The sequence below is a fragment of the Trueperella sp. genome, from assembly GCF_043424875.1.
In the GTDB taxonomy this organism is placed as follows: Bacteria; Actinomycetota; Actinomycetes; order Actinomycetales; family Actinomycetaceae; genus Trueperella.
This window is the reverse complement of sequence record NZ_JBHWPL010000024.1, coordinates 77,995-96,961: the sequence shown is the minus strand read 5'-3', so window position 1 is coordinate 96,961 and position 18,967 is coordinate 77,995. Positions and strand designations below refer to the sequence as shown.

The 18,967-nt window shown below is 66.9% G+C and carries 17 protein-coding genes; 13 read left to right on the top strand and 4 right to left on the bottom strand.

The genetic code is table 11. The features are described 5' to 3' along the window. On the top strand, positions 1-610 hold a 610-nt coding region (locus tag ACHFFR_RS02430), incomplete at its 5' end, for a C40 family peptidase (protein ID WP_394262677.1). Between the two features lie 551 nt (positions 611-1,161). Here ACHFFR_RS02430 and ACHFFR_RS02425 read toward each other — a convergent pair. Then, the gene (locus ACHFFR_RS02425) at positions 1,162-1,692 is read right to left on the bottom strand and encodes an inorganic diphosphatase (protein ID WP_394262676.1); all 531 of its coding nucleotides are present in this window, start codon (positions 1,690-1,692) and stop codon (positions 1,162-1,164) included. Between the two features lie 128 nt (positions 1,693-1,820). On the opposite strand from ACHFFR_RS02425, the gene dacB reads away from it, so the two are divergent. The 11 genes from dacB (at position 1,821) to ACHFFR_RS02370 (ending at position 13,600) form a co-directional block, all read left to right on the top strand. Then, positions 1,821-3,176, top strand: coding sequence for a D-alanyl-D-alanine carboxypeptidase/D-alanyl-D-alanine-endopeptidase (gene dacB, locus ACHFFR_RS02420; RefSeq protein WP_394262675.1), 1,356 nt, complete (start codon positions 1,821-1,823; stop codon positions 3,174-3,176). 218 nt (positions 3,177-3,394) lie between these two features. Further along, positions 3,395-4,300, top strand: coding sequence for a zinc-dependent metalloprotease (locus ACHFFR_RS02415; protein WP_394262674.1), 906 nt, complete (start codon positions 3,395-3,397; stop codon positions 4,298-4,300). Beyond that, positions 4,279-5,412 carry a tRNA lysidine(34) synthetase TilS gene (gene tilS, locus ACHFFR_RS02410; RefSeq protein WP_394262673.1) on the top strand — a complete coding sequence of 378 codons (1,134 nt, stop codon included), beginning with the start codon at positions 4,279-4,281 and terminating at the stop codon, positions 5,410-5,412. Before ACHFFR_RS02415 ends, tilS begins: the two co-directional genes overlap by 22 nt. Further along, positions 5,409-5,963 (top strand): hypoxanthine phosphoribosyltransferase, encoded by a 555-nt coding sequence (gene hpt, locus ACHFFR_RS02405; RefSeq protein ID WP_394262672.1) that lies wholly within the window; start codon positions 5,409-5,411, stop codon positions 5,961-5,963. Before tilS ends, hpt begins: the two co-directional genes overlap by 4 nt. 216 nt (positions 5,964-6,179) lie before the next feature. Next, a complete protein-coding gene (gene ftsH, locus ACHFFR_RS02400) occupies positions 6,180-8,246 on the top strand; it encodes an ATP-dependent zinc metalloprotease FtsH (RefSeq protein ID WP_394262681.1) in 2,067 nt (688 codons plus the stop codon). After that, positions 8,243-8,824, top strand: a complete 582-nt coding sequence (folE, locus tag ACHFFR_RS02395) for a GTP cyclohydrolase I FolE (RefSeq protein WP_394262671.1) — start codon at positions 8,243-8,245, stop codon at positions 8,822-8,824. Before ftsH ends, folE begins: the two co-directional genes overlap by 4 nt. A gap of 22 nt (positions 8,825-8,846) precedes the next feature. Continuing rightward, positions 8,847-9,635 carry a dihydropteroate synthase gene (gene folP, locus ACHFFR_RS02390; RefSeq protein ID WP_394262670.1) on the top strand — a complete coding sequence of 263 codons (789 nt, stop codon included), beginning with the start codon at positions 8,847-8,849 and terminating at the stop codon, positions 9,633-9,635. After that, on the top strand, positions 9,628-10,572 hold the full coding sequence (gene folK / locus ACHFFR_RS02385) for a 2-amino-4-hydroxy-6-hydroxymethyldihydropteridine diphosphokinase (RefSeq protein ID WP_394262669.1): 945 nt from the start codon (positions 9,628-9,630) through the stop codon (positions 10,570-10,572). Before folP ends, folK begins: the two co-directional genes overlap by 8 nt. A gap of 4 nt (positions 10,573-10,576) precedes the next feature. Further along, positions 10,577-11,056 carry a DUF3180 domain-containing protein gene (locus ACHFFR_RS02380; RefSeq protein WP_394262668.1) on the top strand — a complete coding sequence of 160 codons (480 nt, stop codon included), beginning with the start codon at positions 10,577-10,579 and terminating at the stop codon, positions 11,054-11,056. Positions 11,057-11,210: 154 nt separating this feature from the next. Continuing rightward, entirely contained in the window at positions 11,211-11,711 is a 501-nt protein-coding gene (locus ACHFFR_RS02375; RefSeq protein ID WP_394262667.1) for a PH domain-containing protein, read from the top strand. Continuing rightward, positions 11,708-13,600: a PH domain-containing protein gene (locus ACHFFR_RS02370; RefSeq protein WP_394262666.1), complete on the top strand. Its 1,893-nt coding sequence runs from the start codon at positions 11,708-11,710 to the stop codon at positions 13,598-13,600. The genes ACHFFR_RS02375 and ACHFFR_RS02370 overlap by 4 nt, the downstream gene beginning before the upstream one ends. Positions 13,601-13,745: 145 nt before the next feature. Here ACHFFR_RS02370 and dhaM read toward each other — a convergent pair whose 3' ends face one another. Genes dhaM through dhaK form a run of 3 tightly spaced genes read right to left on the bottom strand, consistent with a single transcriptional unit; the run spans position 13,746 to position 17,705 of the window. Next, the gene (gene dhaM / locus ACHFFR_RS02365; protein WP_394262665.1) at positions 13,746-16,100 is read right to left on the bottom strand and encodes a dihydroxyacetone kinase phosphoryl donor subunit DhaM; all 2,355 of its coding nucleotides are present in this window, start codon (positions 16,098-16,100) and stop codon (positions 13,746-13,748) included. Continuing rightward, the gene (dhaL, locus tag ACHFFR_RS02360; protein ID WP_394262664.1) at positions 16,093-16,677 is read right to left on the bottom strand and encodes a dihydroxyacetone kinase subunit DhaL; all 585 of its coding nucleotides are present in this window, start codon (positions 16,675-16,677) and stop codon (positions 16,093-16,095) included. The genes dhaM and dhaL overlap by 8 nt, the downstream gene beginning before the upstream one ends. Before the next feature lie 29 nt (positions 16,678-16,706). Further along, complete coding sequence (gene dhaK / locus ACHFFR_RS02355; RefSeq protein ID WP_394262663.1) at positions 16,707-17,705, bottom strand: dihydroxyacetone kinase subunit DhaK; 999 nt, start codon at positions 17,703-17,705, stop codon at positions 16,707-16,709. Positions 17,706-18,043: 338 nt separating this feature from the next. On the opposite strand from dhaK, the gene ACHFFR_RS02350 reads away from it, so the two are divergent. Then, positions 18,044-18,964 carry a Rossmann-like and DUF2520 domain-containing protein gene (locus tag ACHFFR_RS02350; RefSeq protein ID WP_394262662.1) on the top strand — a complete coding sequence of 307 codons (921 nt, stop codon included), beginning with the start codon at positions 18,044-18,046 and terminating at the stop codon, positions 18,962-18,964. Positions 18,965-18,967 lie beyond the last annotated feature (3 nt).

Below are 18,967 nucleotides of genomic sequence, written 5' to 3'. Positions count from 1 at the left end.
GATCTATCCGGCGCCCGCTCCGGATCCAGCACCGACGACGCCGGCACCGCAGCCAACGACGCCGACCCCGACGCCGACGACGCCGGCTCCCCAGCCGACCACGCCGGCACCGCAGCCAACGACACCGGCACCGCGTCCGACGACTCCGCCGCCGCCACCGCCGGTGACGCCGACCCCGGCTCCCCAGCCGACCACGCCGGCTCCGCGTCCGACGACCCCGCCGCCACCGCCGGTGACGCCGCCGGTTGCACCGCCGCAGGGCACGAATGGTCAGGCAGTGGTGAACTACGCGCGACAGTTCGTGGGCTCCCCGTACGTGTGGGGTGGCACCTCGCCGACCTCCGGCTGGGATTGTGTTGGATTCGTTTGGTACGTCTACCAGAAGTTTGGTCACACGACCCCGCGCCGTACCGGCTCGTACGTCGGCCAGTACTGGAGTGCATACTCGCAGGTCCCGGCCTCGCAGGCTCAGCCCGGTGACATCATGTGGTGGCCCGGACACGTCGGTATTTACACCGGCAACGGCATGCATATTGCGGCATGGAACCCGTCGATGGGTACGCAGGAAAGGGCCGTCTGGGGTAGCCCGGTCTACCTCCGCGTGCGCTAGCTCGCCACCCTCGCGCTGCTTTTCCGCCACCGTCCCTTGTAGATGGTGCAGGTTCCCGTTGGCCCGGCAATCTCCTGGCTCCCTCCCGTCAGCTCCCTTGCAAATGGTGCAGGTTCTAATTGCCCCCGCACTCTCCCGTGCAAATGGTGCAGGTTCAAGTTGCCCCTGCACTCTCCCGTGCAAATGGTGCAGGTTCTTGCTGTCCCGCGCCTCCTCTATGCCACTTCCCTAGCAACTGGTGCAGGTTCTCTCTAATTGGGGCAGGAAGTTCCTGCCCGGTTTGGTAGGAACTTGCCCCGGTTGTGCTGGGGTGTGCCTGGGAGCGCCTTATCTGGGCAGGGGTGCTCCGTCAGGGAGTGCCTGGCCCGGCGGAGCGGGCATGACAGACGAAAACGAGGGCCCCGCATCGCTGCGGAGCCCTCGCCAGAGAGCTTAGGCCCCTGCCGGAGCCGTGTGGCTTGCGGATCCTCGCGATCGCCCAGAACCCCGCGACCGGCCAGATCCTCACAACCGGCCAGATCCTCGCGACTTACCGAAGCCCGCCGGGAACCCTACGCGTGCAGGTTCGAGGGGTTGGCGTTCGGGTTCTCGTCGTAGTAGCCGGTGTCGATGGCACGCTGGAAGGAGTTCTGAATCTCCTGCTCGGTCTCCTCGCGGCCGACCCAGTGAGCGCCCTCAACAGACTTGCCCGGCTCGAGATCCTTGTAGACCTCAAAGAAGTGCTGGATTTCCAGACGGTGGAACTCGGAGATGTCCTCGAGCTCGGTGCGCCACGATGCGCGCTGATCTCCAACCGGGACGCAGACTACCTTGTCGTCACCTCCGGCCTCATCCGTCATGCGGAACATTCCCAGTGCGCGGCATCGGATCACACAGCCGGGGAACGTGGGCTCGTCGAGGAGCACGAGGGCGTCGAGCGGATCGCCGTCTTCGCCGAGTGTGCCGTCGATGAAGCCGTAGTCATCCGGATAGCGGGTTGAGGTGAAGAGCATGCGATCAAGGCGAATGCGACCCGTCTTGTGGTCGAGTTCGTACTTGTTGCGATTACCCTTCGGGATCTCAATCGTGACATCAAAGTCCATTGAATTCTCCTTCGGACAGTTAATTCCGCCCCCATTCTAGCCCGGAGCCGCGAAAGAATGCGCGTACTATCACAGGTGACGGCGCACATTTGCCCAAAACAGCTCGTGGGGTGTGGGAAGATATGCGGGTGTGGAAGAGATTGATTGCGGTTCTCGCGCTGGTAGCCATGGGTGGCTACGTGTTCGCGGACGCGTGGGATCTGGCGCCCGGCCCGCTCACCACTAAGCCCGAGCCGGCCGAGCCCCTGCCGTACCCGACGATCCAGCCGGCCATCGCGGAGGCACCCTCCGCCGACACCACCGTTACCGCAACGGCTCCCACCAGCGACGACGTCGCGCAGCTCATCCACGCCCTCGAGTCCGATTCGCGCAACACGGGAACAACCGCCATCATCGTCGCGGACGCCCTGACCGGCGAACCGATCGCCACGTGGCGTGCGGACGAGCCGGCCCTGCCGGCGTCGAACATGAAGATCGTGACGGCGGCCGCCGCGCTCCACGCCCTCGGCCCCGAAACCACGCTGCCCACCATCGCCTCGCTCAACGGCACCACGGTTCACCTCATCGGCGGGGGAGACGTCCTCCTGTCGGACGGCGCCGGAAATCCAACAGCGACGACGGGGCGCGCCGGCCTTGCCGACCTCGCGGCGGACGCAGCCAGCCAGCTGCGCGATAGGGGCGTCGCCTCGGTCAACGTGGCCGTCGACTCCTCACTCTTTACCGGCGGCCAGTACTACACGGACATCGAGGGCGCGAACCGCAACTACGTCATGGAGTTGCGCCCCATCGCCGTCGACCGCGGCCGCATGGACAACGTCGGCTACCTCGCCAACCCGGACATCCTCGCCGCCGAGGCCTTCGCCGAGCGCCTGCGAGAAGAAGGCATCGAGGTGACGACGGTCGACCGCTCGGCCGCCCCCGTCGATGCCACTGAACTCGCCAGGGTCGAATCGGCGCCCGTGCGCGAGATCGTGGACTACATGCTCGAGGTTTCCGACAACTCGGTGGCGGAAGTCCTCGGCCACCTTGTAGGTATCGAGTCCGGCTTCGGTGGCTCCTTCGACGGCGCGAACGAGGCCCGCATGCAGGTGCTCGGCCAGCTTGGCGTGCGCACCGAGGGCCTCATCCTCGGCGACTCCTCCGGGCTTTCGGCCACCAACCGCCTCACCGCCAACGCGCTCTGCGACATCCTCACGCTCACCTGGGAATGCGACGCGTGTTCGCTCGCGGCCATGCCCGCCGGCTTCCCCGTGGCCGCGCTCGACGGCACGCTCATGCAGCGCTTCCACGGCACTGACATCAAAGGCCAGGTCCGCGCGAAAACCGGCACGCTCGTCGAAGCAATCTCGCTGTCTGGCTACATGCTCACCGATTCGGGCTACCCGCTCACGTTCGTCATCCTCATGGATAACCTCGAGGTCGGGACGGCGCCCGCCTCGCGCGTCCTGCAAGACGAGTTCCTCGACGCCCTCGCCGAGCTTTAGTCGACGACGCCGTCACCCCGGCTTTCGCCGCCGCCACAGTTTTCGCCAGCCCGGCTTGCGCGACCAGCCCAGCCCCGCCACAACCCGCTCCCACCACTAGCCCAGCTCCCGCCACATCCCGCTCCCACCACTAGCCCAGCTCCCGCCACTAGCCCGCCTTCTTTCACCCTGAGCAACTTTCGGGGCACGCCGCGCGTGCTTTCATTACTCTTAGTGGCATGACGATTGATCCACGCACAGTTCAACGAGTCGCCAGTGTGCTCTCCGGCGGCGGGCCGCCCATGCCCGAGGCGAAGGCGAAGGCCACAGTCCGCGACCTTCGCACGCAGGCAAAGCGCGCGCCCCACCTGGTCTCGAAGATCACAGGGCTGACCGAGGCGGCGAATCAGGCGGCGAAGGCGGAGGTGCTCGTCGTCGACCGTGCATCGTGGGCCGCGGCAGCCTCGCTCTCCATCGAGGCGATGCTCCCGCCCGACGACAACCCGATCGGCACCACCGAACTCTCGCTCGTTCTCTCGGCCGTCGCTCCGCGCGTGCTCGGCCAGTTCGACCCGTATTCCTCCGAGCTTGGCCGGCTCTACCTCATCGCCCCGAACGTGGCGTCGTTCCGCCAGAACTATGACCTCGACCGTCGCGACCTCTCGCTGTGGGTCGCCGTTCACGAGCTCACACACGCCGTCCAATTCGCGGCGGCGCCCTGGCTGAAGGACACGATCCTCGAGCGCGCCCGCATGATCATCTCGCTCGGGGACACCAAGTCCGATTCCGCAGACGCCACCGCCGAGGAGCTATTCGAGCAGGTCACGGGCATCATGTCGCTCCTTGAGGGGCACGCCGAATACGTCATGAACAACGTGCCCCGCCAGCGCATGCCCGGCCGCGATCGCATCATCGAAGCGATGGCCGACCGCCGCACGAACAAGAACCCGCTCGTCGCGTTCATCTCGAACCGCCTCGGCGTGACGGACAAGCTCAAGCAGTACACCGGCGGCGAGAAGTTCGTGGAGGGCGTGATCGACCGCGCCGGAATGGACGTGTTCAACCGCGTGTGGGACGCCCCCGACAACCTGCCCACCTCCGCCGAAATCAAGAACCCGGCCGCGTGGATCGAGCGTGTCGGCTGATGTCCTACCCGCACCCGGCGCTGACGGCTGCCCGCCACGCCATGACCGAGACCCTCGCCGCTGTCCCCGACGGCGGCGCGGTTCTGCTGGCCGTCTCCGGCGGCTCCGATTCCATGGCGCTGACCAAGGTGGCGATGTGGGCGGCGCGCGGCCGGATTGAGGTTCTCACGACGACGATCGACCACGGCCTGCGCCCGGAGTCCGGCGCCGAGGCCGCCGCGGTTGACCGCTATCTCCAGCGGATCGTCGACTCCTCGATCGTTACACGCGTGAGTCCGCAGGGCGACGACGGACCGGAGGGCAACGCCAGGCGGGCGCGCTACGAGCGCATCGCCGAGATCGCCCGCGCGGGCGGTCAGATGGTGGCCTCGCGGCATGCCGGCTGGGACCCGGCCGGACCGCTCGCGCAGTGGACCAGCGAGCCAGACGCGCCCCTGCCCGTCCTCCTCGGCCATACCTCCGACGACCAGGCCGAAACGGTCCTCCTCGGGCTCGGCCGCGGCTCAGGCCCCCGCTCGATCGCCGGCATGCGCCGCATCGACGCGCTGCCCGACCATCCCGACGTGCCCATGATCCGCCCCTACCTGCACATACGCCGGCGCGACCTGCGCGTCGTATGCCGCGAGCTCGACCTGCCGTGGATCGACGACCCCACCAACGCCCCCGACGGCCAGTGGCGCGCCGCCGACGGCAGCCCGCTGCGCCGCAGCGCCATCCGCCACGACATCCTCCCGAACCTCGACACGGCGCTCGGCGGCGGCGTGGTTGACGCCCTCGCCCGCACCGCGGACATCCTCCGCGACGACGACGATCTGCTCTCCACCCTCGCGCTCGCGATCGGTCGGACTGCCGTAACAAGCCGGGGCGGCGGCGTCGTGATCGACTGCGCCGACCTCGCACGCCACCCGCGCCCCCTGCGAACGCGCGTGCTACGCGAGGCTGTGACCGGCGTCGGGAAGAAATCGGGCGAATTGGTGTACTGGCACGTCGACGCACTTGATAGGCTCATCACCGGAGAGGACAATAAACTCCACATCGATCTGCCCGGCGCGTTCGCGCGGCGGGAAGACGACCTTTTGTATATCGCCCCCAGCACTGCGGAGAAGCCATGAGACTTGAGGATTGCAAAGACGACATCGTTCGCGTTGCCGTTTCGGAAGACCAGATCAAAGAACGCCTTGCGCAGATGGGAGCGGAGATTAGCAAGGACTACGAAGGTGAGAGCCTGCTCGTGGTCGGCGTTTTGCGAGGCGCGGTGATGGTCGTGGCGGATCTCGTGCGCGAAATCTCGATCCCGCTGCACATGGACTGGATGGCTGTCTCCTCGTATGGCGCCTCCACGAAGTCCTCGGGTGTGGTGCGGATTCTCAAGGATTTGAACTCCGATATCACGGATATGAACGTGCTCATCGTCGAGGACATCATCGATACGGGTCTTACCCTTGACTACCTCAAGCAGAATCTCGAGGCGCGCGGGCCGAAGTCTGTGAAGATCGCGACCTTCCTGCGCAAGCCGGACGCCGCCAAGGTGGACGTGCCGGTTGACTACGTTGGTTTTGATATTCCTAATGAATTCGTGGTCGGTTACGGCCTCGACTATGCGGAGGATTACCGCCACCTGACGTTCGTCGGGACGCTGGCCCCGCATGTATACGGAGGGTAAATGAGCGATCGGCAACGCCGCATCCTCGAAGAGTTCAATCGCAAGGGTCGAAAGACGAAGAACGACGACGAGACGCGCGGCACGGATTCGCAGGCGCCGCGAGAGTCGAAGGGGCCTGACCGCGAGCGCCCGGATGGAAAGCGACCAGATGGCAAACCGCCCACCGAGGAGGAGCTCGCCAAGGACAAGCGCCAGCGCCGCACGTTCTGGGCGCTGATGGCCGCGCTCGTAGTTGGCGCCGTGGTGATGTTCTTCGTGATCCGCCCGGGCGGCTTTACGGCGGTCAAGACGAGCGAGGGCAAGCAGATCCTGCAGTCGCAGGAGATTGAGCGCATCCAGATGACGGACGGCTCGCAGATCGTCCAGGTGTGGCTGGCAAATGAGTACACGCCCACCGACTTGGAGGGCGAGGAGCTGGACGCCACGGACATGGTCCAGTTCCAGTACACCGACCCCGAGGCGGAGTCGGTGGCCGAGCTCGTCGACGCCGCGAACTCCAAGCACGGCTACAACTCGATCGTGCCGCAGCAGTCGGTGCTGTTCTCGATGCTCACGTTCATGCTTCCGATGCTGCTCATCGTGGGTCTGTTCCTGTGGATGATTCCGCGGATGCAGGGCCGGATGAGCGAGTTCGGCAAGGTGAAGAAGGACGGCGTCGAGTCTGACCTGCCGGACGTCACGTTCGAGGACGTGGCGGGCGTGGACGAGGCCGTTGAGGAACTTCGCGAGATCAAGGAGTTTATCGAGACGCCGAACAAGTTCCACAAGATGGGCGCAAAGATTCCCAAGGGCGTGCTCCTGTACGGGCCGCCGGGAACGGGTAAGACCCTGCTCGCGCGGGCGGTTGCCGGCGAGGCGGGCGTACCGTTCTTCCAGATCTCGGCCTCCGAATTCGTGGAGATGTTCGTGGGCGTGGGTGCCTCGCGCGTGCGAGACCTGTTCAACAAGGCGAAGAAGGTGGCGCCGGCGATTATCTTCGTCGACGAGATCGACGCCGTGGGCCGCAACCGCGGATCGGGCATCGGCGGTGGCAACGACGAGCGAGAGCAGACGCTCAACCAGCTCCTCGTGGAGATGGACGGTTTCGACGAGCGCGCGAACGTCATCGTCATCGCTGCCACGAACCGTCCGGACGTGTTGGACTCGGCCCTGCTTCGCCCGGGCCGCTTCGACCGCCAGATCGCGGTGGACGCGCCAGATCTCATCGGCCGCGAGGGCATTCTTCGCGTGCACGCGGAGGGCAAGCCGCTCGCGGACAACGTGTCCGCCGAAGCGATCGCCCGCCGCACGCCCGGTTTCTCGGGTGCGGACCTTGCGAACCTGCTCAACGAGGCGGCGCTTCTTGCCGCCAGACGCGGGCACGAGCGCATCACCGAAGACGACGTGGACGAGGCCATCGATCGCGTGATTGCCGGCCCGCAGCGCCGCACCCGCGTGATGAACGCGGACGAAAAGCGCATGACCGCCTATCACGAGGCTGGTCACGCCGTGGCCGCGGCGGCTCTTAACCACACGGACCCGGTCACGAAGGTGACGATTCTGCCGCGCGGGAGGGCGCTTGGCTACACGATGGTCATGCCCACCGAGGATCGATACTCGACCTCGCGCCACGAGCTGCTCGACCAGCTCGTGTACGCGATGGGAGGGCGTGCCGCGGAGGAAGTGGTCTTCCACGACCCGTCCACGGGCGCCGCAAACGATATCCAAAAGGCAACGAACATCGCGCGCAAGATGGTCACCGAATACGGCATGTCCCAGCGCGTGGGCGCGGTCCGGCTGACCACCGACGAGCCCGATCCGATGACCCGGATGGCCGGCGGCGGGGGCCGCGAGCATTCCGATCAGCTCGCCCATACCGTCGACGAAGAGGTACGCGCCCTCATGGACGCCGCCGCCCAGGAGGCGTGGCAGATCATGATGGACAACCGCCACGTGCTCGACCGCCTAACCACCGTGCTCCTCGAAAAGGAGACCGTGCTCGAGGGTGAACTTAAGGAGATCTTCGCGGACATCGTGAAGGCTCCCGAGCGCGAGCTCTGGCTCTCGTCCGCCGACCGTCCCGTCTCGGACATCCCGCCGGTGCCGATGCCCGAGTCTGACAAGGAACTCGTGGAGGATTCCGAGGGTGCGGGCTCGTCGGGGCTCGGCACGCACGTTCAGCCCGGCCCGGATCTTCCCGGCCCCGAGCAACCCGGTAACCCAGCTCCACCCGCCGGCCCTGATCTGCCCGGCCCGGAATCACCCGGCCCCGACAGCACCGGCCCGACGAAGGACCAGCTATGACCACCTACGATGAAGCCGGCGTCGAGCGCGCCATCCGCGATCTGCTCGTGGCCATCGGCGAAGACCCCGACCGCGAGGGCCTCCAAGACACCCCCGCACGCATCGCCCGCTCGGGCGCGGAGGTCTTCGGCGGCCTACACGAAGACCCCGCCGACCACCTTGATCGGGTCTTCGACGTCGGCCACCAGGAAATGGTCCTCGTGCGCGACATCCCGATGTACTCGATGTGCGAGCACCACCTGCTGCCCTTCCACGGCGTGGCCCACGTGGGCTACATTCCCGCCGACGACGGCCGGGTTACCGGCCTGTCCAAGCTCGCCCGGCTCGTCGAAGGCTACGCCCGCCGCCCGCAGGTCCAAGAGCGCCTGACCAGCGAAATCGCTGACGCGCTCGCGGATCGCCTCGGCGCCTCGGGCGTGATCGTCGTCGTTGAAGCCGAACACCTGTGCATGTCGATGCGCGGCGTACGCAAGCCGGGGTCGAAGACAGTCACCTCCGCCGTGCGCGGCACGATGCACGACCCGGCCACCCGCGCCGAGGCGATGAGCCTCATCATGGCCGGCTCCGCCCTGCGCTAGCTCGGCACGAAAGCGAGACCACATGCAGATCATGGGCATCCTCAACGTCACGCCGAACTCGTTTTCGGACGGCGGGCGCTACACGGATCCGGGCCTCGCGATCGAGCACGGCCGCTCGCTCGTCTCCAACGGTGCGAGCATCATCGACATCGGCGGCGAATCGACCCGCCCGGGAGCCGAGCCGGTGCCTGCCGAGCGCGAATGGGAGCGGATTGCCGACGTCGTCGAGGCGCTCTCGCCCGAAACGACCGTCTCGGTGGATACCTACCACGCGGACACGGCGCACAAGGCGGTGGCGGCTGGCGCACACATCGTCAACGACGTGACCGGCGGCCAGGGCGATCCGGACATGTTCGCCACCGTGGCCGGCCTCGACTGCGATTACGTGCTGCAGCACGGGCGCGGGAACGCGCGGTCGATGAACGATTTGGCGACGTACGACGACGTCGTGGCCACGGTTCGCGAGGAATTGCTCGCCTCGCGGGACGCGGCGGTTGCGGCAGGGATCGCGGCCGAGCGGATCATCTTGGATCCGGGCTTGGGGTTCGCGAAGGTCGGCGACCAAGACTGGCAGGTGTTGCGCGGCCTTGGCGCGTTTGTGGGAGAGGGGCACCGCGTGCTGATCGGGCAGTCCCGAAAGAGATTCTTGGGTCCGGTGACGGTGGGCGATGATCGCGACGTGGCGACCGCCGTCGTCTCCGGGCTGTTGAGCGGCACGGGCGTGTGGGCCGTGCGAGTACACAATGTGGCGGCGACGAAGACGGCGCTGAATGTTCATCTGGCGATGAGGGGAGATGATCCGCGTGAGTGAAAAGATCACGCTCAAGGGCCTGCGGGCGCAGGGAACGCACGGCGTGCTCGACCATGAAAAGGTGGAGCCGCAGGAATTCGTGGTTGACGTGGACCTGTGGCTGGAGACGAGCGAGGCGGCGCGCAGCGACGATCTTGCTCAGACGGTCTCGTATGCCGAGGTCGCGGACGTCGTCGTGGACATTATTGAGGGCGAGCACGCGAATCTCATCGAGACCCTCGCGAATCGGATGGTGACGCGGCTGGCGGAGTTCCCCGTGGAGGGGCTTCAGGTGACCGTTCACAAGCCGAACGCGCCGATTGAGCACGAGTTCGAGGACGTGTCGATCACCGTGGATTGGTGGCGCACGATCGAGTCCGAGCCGTGCGACGTGATCATTTCGCTCGGCTCGAACCTCGACCATCCGCACATGCACGTGCGCCAGGCCGTGGCGGAGATCGGGACGATGAATGAGGTGCTCGCCGTGTCCGGCATGTACGAGACGGCGCCGCAGCTCGAGGACGGGCAGGCGTCGCAACCGAACTACATCAACGCGGTGATCAAGATCCGCACGTACACCGAGCTGGAGTATCTGCTCGAGGATTTGCAGTTCATCGAGGACACGCACGGGCGCGTGCGGGACGTGCGCTGGGGCGCGCGAACGCTTGACTTGGACATCATTAAGGCGGGCGATCTCGTGTCGAACTCGCCGCGTCTGACCATTCCGCATCCGCGCGCCCACCTGCGCCGCTTCGTGCTGGAGCCGTGGCTGGAGATCGAACCGGATGCGACGCTCGGCGGGCGCCGGGTGGATGAGATCGTGGCCGAGCTGCCCGATCAGGGCGTGCGGCGCGTGGCGGCGCTGTCCGAGGCGGGTGCCGATTCGGCTGGTCCCGCCGCGTCGGCCGCTTCGCCGGCCTCCGGGGCCCCCGAGCCGCAGTTCCCGGACACGCTGTAGGCCGATGGCTCAGAAGCTCACTCCGACTCCGATCCTGACGCTGGTTGCGCTCGGGGTGGTGGCGGGTGTGACGGTGTTCGTGCTGGTCAGCCTGCTCATTCGCTCGGGCGCGAGCCCGATCAGCGTGCACTTTCTGCTGTTTTTGGCGCCGCTGCTGATCGGCGTGGCGGTGGCGTGGCAGGCGTGGCTCGTGCGCGCGTATAAGCTCGGCCGGCGCGCGATGGACCCGATCTACGCGGCCCGCATCTGGGTGCTCACCCAGGCGACCTCGCGGGCGGGTGCGCTCATGGCCGGCGGCGCGGGCGGAATCGCCGTCGCCTACTGGCTCGGCGGCCCGACCTCCTTCCTCACCGAGCACGCCATCAACGCCGCGCTCGCGGCAGTCGGCTCGCTCATCATGACGGTGCTCGCCGTGGTCGGGGAGCGGTGGTGCATGGTCGACGACGACGGCCAGCCCGAATCGACTCAGGCCGCCGGGGCTTGAACCCGGCTGTGCGGGGCATGAGACATTGGGCTAGTGGCGTGAGGATCCCGGTTGTGGGTGCAAAGGCGCGGCCGCGGGAACGTGGCTAACTCGCGCCCCCGCCGTCGTGCTTGAGAATGATGGGTGCGCCCAGCCGAATCGTTACACTTGAGCCATGAGAAATCCGCTTGCACAGGCGGTGCACTTCACCCCGTTGCACCCCAAATTCAAGAACGTCACCCTCATCCGTTGGGGATTGCTTGCCCTCATCATCGCTGGAGTGCCTTTCGTCGTCGCGCTGATTAGCCGCCGCTTCTCCAGCGACGGCTGGATCTGGTGGGTCGTCGCGTTAGCGATCTTGGTGGCCGTGGCGGTCTGGCTCGTGTGGCTGGCGTTGCGCCGGGCGCGCGTCTTCGGATACGCGGAACTCGCGGATGAACTCCTCATCCGCTCGGGCATCATGTTCCACCGCGTGACGGTGGTCCCGTACGGACGCATGCAGCAGGTCAACGTGGAGACGGGGCCGCTGTTGAAGCGTTACGACCTCGCGTCGGTCGAGCTGGTGACGGCGTCGGCGGGCACGGATGCGAAGATTCCCGGCGTCGCGCTCGAGGAAGCGGAGCGCCTACGCGAGAAGCTCACCGCGCTCGGCGAAGCGAACATGGAGGGCCTGTGATTTTCGATCGCTCTTCCTCGCCTGGCTCCCCGTCTGAGCCCGGGCCCGTCCCCGGATCCGCCCCCGCGCCCGGCCCCGCACACTACCCATCATCCGGGCCCCACCCGTCACCGGATCCCGCTCCGCACCCCACGTCGCATCCCGCTCCGCACCCCACCCCGAAGGCCGGCAAGAGCGGCCTCGGCGCGTCGGTGCCGGAAGGCGCCTGGCGCAAATTCCACAAGGTCTCCCCGCTTGCGCAGGGCGGAGCGCTGTGGGTGGTGTTCGGCGTCATTGTCTTCAACATCATCATCCAAATCCTCGAGACCGGCATGGGCGACCTCCTTGATAGCCTCCAGGACATCACCGTCACGGTCGTGCTGATTATCCTCGGCGGTCTGGTCGCCCTGACGCTCGTCGTCATCCTTTTCTCGTGGATTTCGTGGCGCTACCAGTCGTTCGCCGTCGTCGACTCCGGCGTACACAAACGCTCCGGCATCCTCCTCAAGAACCATTCGCACATGCGCTGGGACCGCATCCAGACGGTGGAGGTCGAGCAGAAGCTGTTCGGCCGGATCTTCGGATTCGGATCGGTGAAGGTCGAATCGGCGGGCGGCGAGCCGGCCACGGAGCTCGGCCTGCTCACGATGGAGGACTGCGGCAAGCTCCGCCGCGAGATCCTCACCGGTCTGACCAACGCGCGGGCGGGCCGCCCGATCGGCCTCGGCGTTCAGGTGAGCGACGTCGTCGGCGCCCAGAGCATCGAGGCGATTCCGCCGGGCGCAGGCACACAGATTCACGACGACGGTCGGCTCGGCTACGGCCAGCAGCCCGGCTTCGAGCAGCCTGGCTTCGAGCAATCCGGCTACGGTGACCAGCCCGTGTACCCCGGCAGCCAGCTCGGCCAGCACCCCGGCCAGCACCCCGGCCAGCCCGTGTACCCCGAATCGGGTCAGCCGTATCAAGGGCACCCCAACGCCGAGATCCCCATCTTCGACCCCGACGACCTCGAACGCGACCGCCAGATCTTCGAGCTGCCCACCTCGCGTCTGTTCGCGTCGGCGGTGTTCAACACCGGGTTCATCATCGCGGTGTTCCTCGTCGTCGTCTTCATCATTTTGGCGCTCGCCATCGGCGAGGACGGCATCCTCTTCGCGATCGTCGGCGTCGGCTCGGGTCTGATCGCGTGGGGTAAGTCGCTCCTCGACGCCTACGGCACGAAGGTCTACCTCTCGCCGAACGGCCTGCGCGTGCGCTCGGGCCTGACGAAGCTTGTCACGCGGTCGATCCCGCCGCAGCGCCTGCACGCGATCGAAATCCGCCAGCCGATGCTGTGGCGCCGCAAAGATTGGTGGCGGCTTCGCGCCACGCTCGCCGGCATTGGCAGCGTCGACGACGTCGCCGACATCATGAACCAAGGCATGATCATCCCCGCCGGCACCCGCAGCGAGGTCTTGAACGTCCTGTGGACGATGCTCCCGTCAGCCGGCACCGACGACGACGCCACGCTCATTCGCGACGCCTTCGACGGCACCGGTACGGGTCGGTTTTTCTTGAGCGCGCCCAAGTCGGCCCGCTGGCTGGATCCGATCACGTGGCGCTCGCGCGGCGTGTGCCTGACCCCGAATGTGGCCGTCTTCCGCACGGGCCGATGGAGCCGCAGGATTGTGTTCGTCTGGCAGGACCACACCCAGTCGCTTCGCATGAGCCAGGGCCCGCTGCAACGCAAGCTGGGGCTCGGCTCGATTCGTCTCGATCTCGTGATCACCGACTCGGACGCATCCCAGAAGAACATGGCCATCGCGGACGTCGAGCGTATGACGTGGGTCGAAAATGATCTCACCGAGCATGCCCGTCAGGTCGGCGTGACGGAGTCGATCGAGGCCTGGCAACGCCGCGTCGGGGTCTAGCTACGTGTGCCCGGGTTCGGTCTCCTCGGGCGGTCAGGCTTAATCCCTCGGACGCCCGCACCCCCGGGCTCACAGCGGTCTCCTTGGGCGATCAGGCTCGCGCACACCCGCACTCCGGGCTCGGGGTCACTCGCGGTCACCGCGGTCAGGCGGGATGAAGCTCCTCGCCCGCGCGGCGAACAGCCTGCTTGATCCTCGGCACGAGCCCCGGGCGCACGGATAGTTCACGCACGCCAGCTTCCAAGAGCAGGGGCACGTCCTCCTCGGACGACGCGAGGTCACCACACACGGACACGGGGGAGTCGAGCTCGCCCGCCGCCCGCGAGATCAACTCGATCACGAGCGGCACCACATCCGTAGCGAGAGCCGCCACGTCCGCATTGCCTCGATCCGCTGCGGCCATGTACTGGATGAGGTCGTTCGTTCCGACCGACACGAAGTCAACCAGCTCGTTGAAATCCTTGATCCGCACCGCCGCGGCCGGCGTCTCGAGCATCATGCCAAACTCGGGCAGCTCGTCGGGCCGCCCCTCGAGATCCACGGCCTCGTTGAATTTCTCGCGCGCCCACGCCAGCTCCTCGACCGTGGTGATCATCGGAACCATCACCTGGATCCTCGCCGTCTGCGCCACGCGAATGATCGCGCGGAACTGATCGATGAGCGCATACGGGAAGCGCCGCATCAACCGGATGCCACGCACGCCGAGGAACGGGTTGTCCTCCTGCTCGGCCGAGAAAAACATGAGCGGCTTATCCGCGCCCACATCCCACGTGCGGATCGTGATCGGCTTGTCGGTGCCGATCGTCCGCGCGATCTCGGTAAACGCCTCGACCTGCTCCTCGATCGTCGGCACCTCGTCGTAATCGGCGAACAGCACCTCGGTGCGCACCAGGCCCGAACCGTCCGCCCCGTTGCGCGCGGCCGCCGCGGCATCGCCCATCATCGCCACGTTTGCCGCCACGAGGATCTCGTGGTCGCCATACATTGCCGGCTCGTGCGCGTGCTCCATAGCGACGGCGTCCAGGCGCTGCTGCTCCTTCGACGCCCGAAGCAACTCGTGCAACTGCGCCCGCGACGGGTTGACGGTGACCATCCCGCTGCGCGGCTCGAGCGCGACCTCCTCGCCGTCCTCAATCTCGCGCGCCTGCGCGACGCCGGCGATCACGGGGATGCCCTTCGTCGCCGCGATGAGCGCGCCATGCCCCGTGGACGAACCGGTCGCCGCCACGATGCCCATGATCGAGCCCTCTTTGATTTCCGACGCAAGCGCCGGAGTCAGGGATTCAAGCACGACGACGGGCGCCGTCCCGAAATCGTCAATCGCCTTGGCTAGCCCGCCAAGTGACTCGCCTCGCATCGCCTGCCCGAGCAATTCGCCCAGCGCCACGACGTCCTCCGAGCGTTCGCGCAGGTACTCGGTGGGCAGTTTCTCGTAGGTCTTCACCATCTGCTCGGTCGCCGCATTGACAGCGACGCCGGCCGGCACTTCGCCTTCGATCCGCGTGATGATGTCGCCGGCATAGGTGGGGTCGTCGAGCAGACCGTACTGGAGGGCCAGCATCGGATTCTCCTCGAGGGAATCAAGGTAGGTCCGCACCGCGGTGCGGGCGGCCTCAAACGCGTCAAGCTGGTTGCCGGCGGTCTGGCGCGCGTCGTCGCGCGGCCTCGTGCGCCACACGAGCGCCGGGCCCACAGCGATTTCCATGCCGGAATTCGGCTTGCGCTGATGTGCCGGAATCGTTGATACCTCAGGCTTTTGCTCGCCTTCGCTTACCCAGCCGCGATTGGCCAGCTCCCCGACGGCCTCGAGCGCCTTGACCGCCTCGGGCCCGCTCGCCTGCACGAGGATCTCGTCCCCGCTTTGCACGCCCAGCGAAATCAGCGAGGTCATCGAGTTCGCCGCATTCGGCCCGCGCCCGGCCTTCTCATTCGCCACGCGCACGTCGGCATCGAAGGGCGCGACGGCCCGTACGAGCGCTGCGGCCGGACGAGCATGCAAGCCAGCAGGATCGTCGACGACGTACCGGCGGCTTTCCCACGCGCGTGAGTCTTCGTCGCCAGCAGCGTCGCCGTCGCCATCCGCGCGACCGTCGTCGTAGGGAATATCCGCCTGCTTGGAGGCCAGTGCCCCCATCGCCTCGCGGGCCACCGACTCGCGATCGGCACCCGCCCCCGCGGCAACGGCCGCGACGACGAGGCCCTCGACGATAGGCGCCGGCACAACGCGCGTGCGGTCGGCGATGTCGGGGTCGATGAATTCGAGCGCCATCTCGGTGGACATGACGGCGGAGCCGAGGTCCACGAGCACCACGACGCCCGCGCCCGAATCCGCCTCTTCGATGGCGTTCGCGATGAGTTCTGCGTTAGTTCCAAACCCGTCCCCATCCGGGCCGCCGGCAGCCACAATCACGGCGTCTTTGCCCATGTCGAGCGCAAGATCGCGTGCTGCAACCGCCAGTGGTTCGGAATGAGAGACGGCAACGAGGCCGACGTTAGGCACCAAACGCCTCCGCAGCTGCCTCGATGAGGAGGACGGAGGAGGCCGAACCCGGATCCTTCACGCCCCTGGACCGCTCGCCGAGGTACGACGCGCGGCCCTTGCGTGCAATCATCGGGATCGTGTCTTCGGCACCCTGCTCGGCCGCCTCAAGGGCAGCCGCGAGCGCCTCGGCGAGCGACCCGTCGCTCGCCTCGCCAGCCTCGAGGGCGGGGAACCACACGTCGAGCATGGTCTTGTCGCCCACCTCGGCCTTGCCGCGAGCCTGCAGGCCTTCCACGCCGGCGCGCAGCGCCGTGAAGAACGAGTCCTTCGTCAGCTCGCCGTCGCCGAGCGCGCCGCCCATCTTCATGAGCAGCGTGCCATACAGCGGACCGGAGGCGCCGCCGACCTTCGAGACCAGCGCCATGCCCGACTTCTTTAGGTACGTGGCGGGATCGCCCATCGATTCGAGGTCGAGTTCCGCCACCGCGGCCACGCCGCGGACCATGTTCGATCCGTGGTCGGCGTCGCCAATCTGGCGGTCGAGATCGGTCAGTTCGGCCGAGTTCGCGTCAATCTTTTCCTTGAAAGCGGCCATCCATGCCGAGAATTGAGAAAGGTCGGTCACTATGCACCCCAGCGCAGGCCGGTGGTCACGACGGGCGCGTCCCACAGGCGAAGTAGATCGTCGTCGGCCTTGAGCAGCGACAGCGCGCAGCCGGCCATCTCGAGCGAGGTCACGTAATCGCCAACGAGCACGCGCTCAACCTTGACGCCCGCTTCCTCGAGCAGCGCCGCGCACTCGCCCCACATGAGGTAGAGCTCGGACAGCGGCGTGCCGCCCATGCCACCCAGCATCGCCACGACGGGCGCGCCGGTGAAGTCGTAGTCCTCGATGATCGGCTTGACCAGCTCGGCTGCCAGCTCGTGAGCATTCTGCAGCTCGCGGCGCTCGCGGCCGGGCTCGCCGTGGATGCCGATACCGAGCTCGATCTCGTTCTCGGCGAGGTCGAAGGTCGGCTTGCCGGCGGCGGGCACGGTGCACGAGGTCAGGGCGAGACCGAAGGAGCGCGTGTTGTCCGCGACCTTCTGCGCCACCTCGGTGACGGCCTGCAGATCGGCGCCCTCCTCGGCGAGCGCGCCGGCGATCTTCTCAACGAAGACGGTGCCGCCGACGCCACGGCGGCCGGCGGTGTAGAGCGAGTCCTGAACGGCCACGTCATCCTCGACGATGACGGCCGCGACCTTCGTATCCTCCATGTCGGCGGCCATCTCGGCAGCCATCTCGAAGTTCATCACGTCGCCGGTGTAGTTTTTGACGATGTGCAGGACGCCCTTGCCGGTGTCCACCTTGGTCGTCGCTTCCATGATCTGATCGGGCACGGGGGAGGTGAAGACCTCGCCGCACACGGCCGCATCGAGCATGCCGGTGCCGACGAACCCGGAGTGAAGCGGCTCGTGGCCGGAGCCACCGCCGGAAATGATGGCGACCTTGCCATCCTTGGGCTGCTTGCGGTAAACGATATGGTGCTCGAGGTCGACCTCGAGGAGATTGGGGTGAGCGAGAGCCGCGCCCTTGAGAGATTCGGTGACCACGTCATTGGGGTTATTAATTAGTTTTTTCATGCCTCAATTCTTCCACTGTTACCCAGCCCACGCAATGATTTGACGAAGTCCTGACCAGCAAAAGCGCTGGTAATTCGCCATTTTGCTACGAGGGGAAGTCGACAACGCCGTCTGGTTGCCTCGCGTTTACGCTCTGGTTGCCCCGCTTTTACGCTCTGGTTGCTCTGTGCCCGCAATACGCCACGGTTAGGCTGTGCCTCTCAGGCCTCCCCGCTTTGACTGCACCGCTTAGCCTGTGCCGCTCAGACCGCCCCGCTTCGACTGCACCGCTCAGACTGTGCCGCTCAGACAGCCCCGGTTAGACTGGGCGCACCGAACATCACGTGAGCACAGGACACATGAGCATAGACAACACCACCGGCCGCATGGGGGTCGGCATCATTTCGGCGGGCAAGGTCGGCGCGGCACTCGGAAGTGCGCTGCGAGCGGCTGGCCACTCGATTATCGGCGCCTACGCGGCCTCGGACGATTCGCGCGACCGCCTCGACGCCATGCTGCCCGGCGTGCCCGCCCTCGAGATCCCCGTCATCGTCGAGCGCGCCGAGCTCATCATCCTCGCGGTGCCCGACGCCGAGCTCGCCGCTCTCGTGGATGGCCTAGCCAAGCTCGAGGCGTGGCAGCCCGGCCAGATCGTCATCCACACCTCGCCCCGCTTCGGCACCGAGGTCCTCGACCCGGCCGCAAGGTCCGGCGCGCTCGCCCTCGCGATCCACCCGGCGATGGAATTCACCGGCACCTCGCTCGACGTGGCTCGCCTCGCCGAATGCCGGTTCGCCGTCTCGGCCGCCAACGCACTCCAGCCGATCGGCCTCGCATTGGTCGCCGAAATGGGAGGCGAGGGGATCGTCATCAACTCCGCAGACCGCCCGGTCTACGACGCCGCCCTCGCCCACGCCACCAGCGCCGTGCAGCTCGCGTCCGCGCAGGCGGTTCACGCCCTCGACGCGATCGGCGTGAGCGAACCCGGCCCGCTGCTCCGATCGCTCGCGGCCTCGGCGCTCGAGCGCGGTCTGGCCGGCCAGGGCGCCGCCCAGCAGCTAGCGTCGGCCGATTCGCCGGAGCGCATCGCCTCACAACTGGCCGCGCTTGCGACCCTCGCCGCCGAATCCACCGAGGCCTCCGACGTCGTCGATTCGTACGCCCACGCCCTGCGCACGCTCGTCGAGCGCGCCGAGAAGGCCGGAAAACTCGCCGAAAAACAGGCAAATGAGTTGCATACCATCATCGCCGACCTAGGATCGCCACCGCCTGCCCGATAGAAT